General features: G+C 34.6%; 6 protein-coding genes and 1 pseudogene. 1 reads left to right on the plus strand and 6 read right to left on the minus strand.

Features of this window, described 5'->3' with window-relative positions:
* Window positions 1–321: 321 nt before the first annotated feature.
* From V7183_RS11645 to V7183_RS11665, 5 genes and pseudogenes are all read right to left on the minus strand, one after another.
* Complete coding sequence (locus V7183_RS11645) at window positions 322–1,089, minus strand: tyrosine-protein phosphatase (protein WP_335359611.1); 768 nt, start codon at window positions 1,087–1,089, stop codon at window positions 322–324.
* Window positions 1,090–1,146: 57 nt separating this feature from the next.
* Window positions 1,147–1,851: a CpsD/CapB family tyrosine-protein kinase gene (locus tag V7183_RS11650; protein WP_335359612.1), complete on the minus strand. Its 705-nt coding sequence runs from the start codon at window positions 1,849–1,851 to the stop codon at window positions 1,147–1,149.
* Window positions 1,841–2,587: a YveK family protein gene (locus V7183_RS11655; RefSeq protein WP_335359613.1), complete on the minus strand. Its 747-nt coding sequence runs from the start codon at window positions 2,585–2,587 to the stop codon at window positions 1,841–1,843. Before V7183_RS11655 ends, V7183_RS11650 begins: the two co-directional genes overlap by 11 nt.
* Before the next feature lie 233 nt (window positions 2,588–2,820).
* Window positions 2,821–2,916 (minus strand): annotated as a pseudogene (locus V7183_RS11660) (tyrosine protein kinase); the annotation flags it as partial.
* A gap of 344 nt (window positions 2,917–3,260) precedes the next feature.
* On the minus strand, window positions 3,261–3,731 hold the full coding sequence (locus V7183_RS11665) for a GNAT family N-acetyltransferase (protein WP_097898818.1): 471 nt from the start codon (window positions 3,729–3,731) through the stop codon (window positions 3,261–3,263).
* A gap of 317 nt (window positions 3,732–4,048) precedes the next feature.
* Between V7183_RS11665 and V7183_RS11670 the strand changes: the two genes are divergently transcribed.
* Window positions 4,049–5,026, plus strand: coding sequence for an ornithine cyclodeaminase family protein (locus V7183_RS11670; RefSeq protein WP_335359614.1), 978 nt, complete (start codon window positions 4,049–4,051; stop codon window positions 5,024–5,026).
* A gap of 252 nt (window positions 5,027–5,278) precedes the next feature.
* Here the strand turns inward: V7183_RS11670 and V7183_RS11675 are convergent, their stop codons facing one another.
* Entirely contained in the window at window positions 5,279–6,394 is a 1,116-nt protein-coding gene (locus V7183_RS11675; RefSeq protein WP_335359615.1) for an RNA-guided endonuclease InsQ/TnpB family protein, read from the minus strand.
* Window positions 6,395–6,396 lie beyond the last annotated feature (2 nt).

Here is a 6,396-nt window from a genome sequence, read left to right on the forward strand (position 1 = left end):
TTAATTTATTTGTTAAATCTTATTTTGCTTGATCTGGAACATAATAGTACCAAATGCCGTCAGCTGCTGGAATAATTGCTTTTCTTACTTTTTTCAATTTCAGCCCCTTCCATTTGTTCATTTTGATATAATAATAAAAAACCTATCGATAGAGTCATAGTTATAACTCCATGGATAGAGTTTCTATCGTAAATAAATTATGGGCATCTAACCCACCCTCACATCATACTCCTGACGACGAGCGTCTAAGATAGGTTTCTACCCACAGCAGGACCGAGTGCCTCCATTGATAACGGTTAGGAGACATCACCAGATTTTCGTTTAAAAAATACCAAATAGTTTCTTACGACGAATTTGTTCTGGTTCTTCTTTATAAATCGTTTTGCCACTTATCAATAAATAAAGATTTTCTTTTAATTCATTCATGATGTTTGTCCCAAGTTCTTTTTCAATCATGTCATATCCTGCTCCCAGGTGAAATCCTCTTGATGTTGTGTTATGAGCATCTGATGCGATCATATGTGTTAAATTATGTTCAACAAGTTGTAAGGAGAATTTTTTAATTTTTTTCCCAAAGTTACCAATAAGACTTCCTGCCGTTACTTGTGTTAATGCACCTTTATTCACAAGATTATATAACTTATCTGGCCGCTCGATTAACTCCGCATTACGCTCTGGATGAACGATAATTGGAATTATTCCCTTTACACGTAATTCATATAATAATTGTTCTGCATATCTTGGTACGTGATTAGATGGAAACTCAATTAATATATTTTTATTCGTTTCATTTAAAGTGACGATTTTACCAGTTTCATAATCTTCTAATAGATCCCCGTATAATCTAACTTCTTGTCCTGGTAAGATTTTTAGTGGAATATCATGTTGTTGCAGTTCATGATTTAATTGTTTTACTTGGTGAATAATCGTAGTACGTTCATTTATATATTTTCCATTTTGATGGTGTGGCGTTGCGACAATTGTATGGATTCCTTCCGCTACTGCTACTTGTGCCATCGCTAAACTGTCCGTCACTGTTTGAGCCCCGTCATCAATACTAGGCAAAATGTGGCAATGTAAATCGATCACTATTTCCATCCTCCTTTCAGAAAAGAGATATGCTTCTAACATATCTCGTCTTTTTCATTAGTTAGTACCATGGTAATAATATAAGCTTTGCTCACGTTCACAATCGTTTAGAACAACACCTAATAGTTTACCTTTTGCAGACTCTAGCAATCCTTTCGCTTTTACAGCCGCTCCTTTTTCTGTCGATTCACTACGAACGACAAGAACAGATGCATCACATTGATTTGCCATAATTTGTGCATCTGTTACAGCTAAAATTGGTGGCATATCAATGATCACTAAATCGTACATACTATAGGCTTGTGTAAGCAATTCTTGCATCGACTTCGAACCTAGCAATTCTGCCGGGTTTGGCGGGATTGGACCACATGATAAAAAGTGTAAGTTATCAACGGATGTTTTTTGTATACACGTTTCGAGACTTTTGCTCTGTGTTAACACGTTCGTTAATCCGAAGATGTTATCGACCTGGAACATTTGATGCAGCGCTGGTTTTCGCATATCAGCATCAATGAGTAATACTTTCTTTCCTTGTTGAGCAAAAACAACTGCCATGTTGGCCGCTGTTATCGTTTTCCCTTCACCTGAGTTTGCAGATGTTACGATTAATGATTGAAGTTTTGTATCGACAGCCGCAAATTCAATATTTGTACGAATGTTACGATATTGTTCAGAAATTGGTGACTTTGGTTGCTGATGAGCAATCAGTTGACGACGTTGACGATGATTTTTTTTCTTTTTAAATAAACTTTTAAGAACCAATTGTTTGTCCCCTCACTTTTCTTAATGATGGAGCATGTGATGATCTGCCTGTTTGTATCTCTTCATCCATATGCGTGACATTACCTAGAACTGGTAAACCAAGTAAATTCTCTACATCTTCTTCTTTTTTCACCGTGTTGTCTAAGTATTCCAGTAAGAATACAAGACCAACTGAAGCCATTAAACCAACAACGAAAGCGATCGCAACATTTAACATTGGGCGTGGCTTAATTGGAGATTGGTTTTTAACAACTTCTGCTTCAGATAATATAGTGACATTATCAACGCTCATAATTTTCACAACTTCAGTTTTAAAAATCTCAGTTACCGTATTTGCAATATCACGAGCTAGTTTCGGGTCTTTATCTTGTGCTGTTACAGTTACAACTTGTGAATCTTTTTCATTCACAACTTCAATTTTCTCATTTAAATCTTGAGTTGTTATATTTAAGCCCAGCTTTTCTTTCACTTTATCTAAAATTACAGGACTTTTAATAATAACTTTATATGTATTCGTCAATTGAATATTTGATTGAATTTCACCCAATTGGATTGCTGTTCCGTCTTGCTTCTTCTGATTCACAAGAATTTGCGTTGAAGATTGATAGATTGGTGTCATAAAGAAAAAGCTAATGATAGCACTTATAATAGCTGCACCAAATGCGATTACGAGGATCATTGCTAAGCTTTTTCTTAACATATGAAATAACTCTTTTAAACTAATTGTTTCTTCCATAAGTCCCTCCAACCTTTTGAAATTTTTACATAAGAAAATTATTACATGAATTCTTATATTTAATATTAATAATTTCCCCTTACTATTTTTATTACAACCAATTGTAATTCTACAATATACCCCTATTTCCTCTAAAATTCCCATCAAATTATGTAATCTATATAAGATATTACAAGAAAGAGACTGGTAAATTGTTATCATTTATCAGTCTCTTTTATCCCTTAATAATATGCCTACTGTACTTGATCTTGCTTTCTATCATTTAAAACTACACCAAGTAACTTTCCGGATGCTTTATCTAATATTTGCTTTTCCTTTTTCTCTTTATTACAATATTTCATCTTCCCTGTCATATCCCTTTTATCATAATCAATCATACTAACCCTTTATCCTCAATAAGCGTCGCAGTAATATGATAAAGATGCCCTCTTTTTCATAGCTTTATTATTTATCTATATATTTCTTTACTTGTAAAGTATTCATAACGTCATTATATATAAGCTACCATTATTTATCAATAAAATTCCGAATAATCTGTATTTATTGAACCAGATAAAAAGATCTACTAGTAAAAAAGGGCTGATCGCTATAGCCCACAACTTCCTCAAACAAGCGAAAAAGAACTGCTCGTCTGAGGAATGAAATAAAAAAATAAATCTAACATCACTTTTAGCTAAATCCTCTTCACAAACAAAACCCTACTCCCTCCATTCCCATCATAATTTGTATGTACTGATACTCCATCTACCTCTCCATCACCTGTTTCAATTTCAAATCCAATATCCTGATGAAATTGAATCGATTTTTTATTTACTGGCGAAGTTATCGCTCTCACTATATGACGATTATTTGCACGAGCTACATCGAAAAAATGGGAATATAGCGTAGAAGCAATTCCTTTTCTTCGATACTTTGGATTTGCGCCAATAAAATGAACATATGCTTCATCTGTATATGTTTGTGAGAAAAATCCGCATAAAAAGCCTAGTGTTTCCCCATCCTCTTCAATAATAAAACTTGTCTCTTGAAAATGAACGAAGAAAAGTTTCGGCAGCATATCCGCCATATTTCTCCCGCCCCACCAATCGTTAAGAACGGAATGAATCGTTACGTAATCTTCCCCTTGAATGTTCCTTACTTTCATTTCACTCTTCCTCTCACTCTATTATTTCCTAATTCATACCTCTAACCATTAGATGAATGCAAATACCCCCTATTACATAAAACCATTCTATTCTAATGAAAAGCATCACTTTATAATATTTGCTACTAATAATATTACTTCCTCCAAATTTAAAATTTTGACATATAAAAACATTTTTTATAAAATATTTCAATAATTAGAATATTTAAAATAAAAAGAGGTGAAATGATGAATCAACAAAGTTCAATTCAAAAGAAAGCTTTAATAGCTAGTTTAATTGGCAGTTCTATTTTCTATTAAAAAGGAGGATTACCTAAATGATTCATATTACAGAAGAAATGGTAAAAGACACTTATAAAATGAAAGACTGTTTACAAGATGTAGAAAGAGCATTTCAATATTATATGAACAATGAAATTACGACACCTGTAAGACTGAATATACAGCACTCGCAAGAAGATGCAAACTCTCTTTATATGCCCTCTTATGTAGCTCCAATCGAATTTGCATCTACGAAAATCGTTAGTATCTTCCCTAAAAATACACAAAAAGGAAAAAAGGCACTGCAGAGCTTAATCGTCTTAACAGAAACAAATACTGGTGAGCATGTCGCAACAATTGAAGCTTCCTATTTAACGACGCTTCGCACAGGAGCAATGAGTGGTATTGCGACAAATCATTTCGCTCGTCAAGAATCTAAAATTTGTGCTGTCATCGGCTGTGGTGCTCAAGCACTTGGACAAATACAAGCTGTTATGGAAGTTCGTTCTCTCACTCGTATTCTTCTCGTTAATCGTACCATACAAAAAGCTTTTGAATTTAAAAATCATTTACTCTCCTTGTATCCAAATTGGAACGGAACCATTGAGATTATAGAATCAGCTGATGATGCTGTTGCAATGGCTGATATTGTAATTTGTAGTACAACTTCAACTACTCCTGTATTTGATGGAAAAAAATTAAGAAACGGTACCCATATTAATGGAATCGGCTCTTATCAGCCTCATATGCAAGAGCTCGATTTTACAACATTACAGCGCTCCAACAAAATCATTGTAGATACATTAGAAGGCGTTCAGCACGAAGCTGGAGATTTTCTGATCGCAAACGAAAAAAATGGATGGGATTTTTCAAATATATACAGTGAACTTGGCGACATTATTATGGGTCATAAACAAGGACGGACAAACTCTGATGAAATTACTTTATTTAAATCTGTTGGGGTTGCCTTTTTAGATACAGTAGTGGCTAGTTCAATCTATCAAAAATATACGGAAAAGTTACCTATAAACTGACTCGAATCATGCAATCGTTGTAAGAAGATATGATTTTTTAAAAGAGAAAGGATGACTTTGTCAACAACCCGCCACTTAACACCCTTACGGGTCGTTTGAAGTGGGGGCTTGCGTCTGTCAGAGTTCGACAGTGCTTCTACCCTCATAGAGAGCAACTACGCTTATTCCTACCCAGTAGTGCGAACGAGCAACGCTCTCCTACCTTAGTGTGGTGGAACATAAGGACGGTTGACTTCGCCCTTACTACAAGAGCTATACTCCTGTAGTAACTACACCAATACGTTCAATTCCTTTACGGTGTAGATTCATAGCACCAATACGGTCATCGTTTGACTTGTATTGGCAGTTTTTACAACAGAATGTGTGTAGTTTCTTATTACGATTTGCTTTCTCGATATGCCCACATTTAGGGCAAGTTTGAGAAGTATATTTTGGGTCTACGACAATTACCTTCTGTCCGTTCATTTCTGCTTTATATTCCAGCATCTGACGGAACTGGTAGAAAGTCCAAGAGACAGAAACATAGCGGTCTTTCACTCGTACTTTTTCAGTTGCGGAACGAACACCTGTTAAGTCCTCTAAAACAAACATAGTACCTCTAGGGTATTTATCAACGAGTGCCTTTGTAATTTGATGGTTTACATCAGTTACATAACGGTTTTCTCTTGAACCAATTTGTTTTAGTTTTTTACGTGCAGACGGTGTTTGTCTCATTTGCAACTGTTTACGAGTAGCTTTAAACTTACCACGCTTATGCTTAACAACATTTCCGTTGTAGAAAGTAGTTTTACCCTGACTATCATAAATGGTAGCAAGAAAGTTGATTCCTAAATCAATACCGACAATATTTTTTACATCTACATAATCTAATTCAGTAAATTCTTTTGTCATTGGAATGTGTAAGAGCCATTTTTTATGTTTGTGCACAAGTTTAGCAGTACCAAACTTCCAAGTATTGTTAAAGTATTTTTTCATAGCTTTGCGTTCATAATTCAACCTAAGACGACCATCAAGTGTATTTACACTAAATCGGCTTTGAGTTAGTGAGTAGTCACGATTCCAAACAAGGTCATATTCTGGAAGTTTAAATTCAATTAAAGACCATTCATGTCCATTTGATTTAGCTGACTTGTATCGAGCAATCACTGTTTTCATAACAGATTGAGCCATTTGACTTTTTAGTCCAAACTGATTTCGCAAATTAGAATAATACAAGTTATTCAAGTTTACTTGATTTAGATTTTTTGTTTCAAAGATATGTTTTGATAACCAATTACAAGCCTTACGATAAGCGTTAGTTGTTATCTTTAGGCTTTCAGCTTGATTGCCAGAAACGTAGATTTGTATTTTCGCAGTAATTGTAGACATTA

The organism is Bacillus sp. JJ1127 (assembly GCF_036965845.1).
Lineage (GTDB): Bacteria > Bacillota > Bacilli > Bacillales > Bacillaceae_G > Bacillus_A.

What these genes read in the sequence shown, in the direction of transcription:
- V7183_RS11675 (WP_335359615.1), bottom strand. Translation starts at nt 6,394, where the DNA reads ATGTCTACAATTACTGCGAAAATACAAATCTACGTTTCTGGCAATCAA.
- V7183_RS11670 (WP_335359614.1), top strand. Translation starts at nt 4,049, where the DNA reads ATGATTCATATTACAGAAGAAATGGTAAAAGACACTTATAAAATGAAA.
- V7183_RS11665 (WP_097898818.1), bottom strand. Translation starts at nt 3,731, where the DNA reads ATGAAAGTAAGGAACATTCAAGGGGAAGATTACGTAACGATTCATTCC.
- V7183_RS11655 (WP_335359613.1), bottom strand. Translation starts at nt 2,587, where the DNA reads ATGGAAGAAACAATTAGTTTAAAAGAGTTATTTCATATGTTAAGAAAA.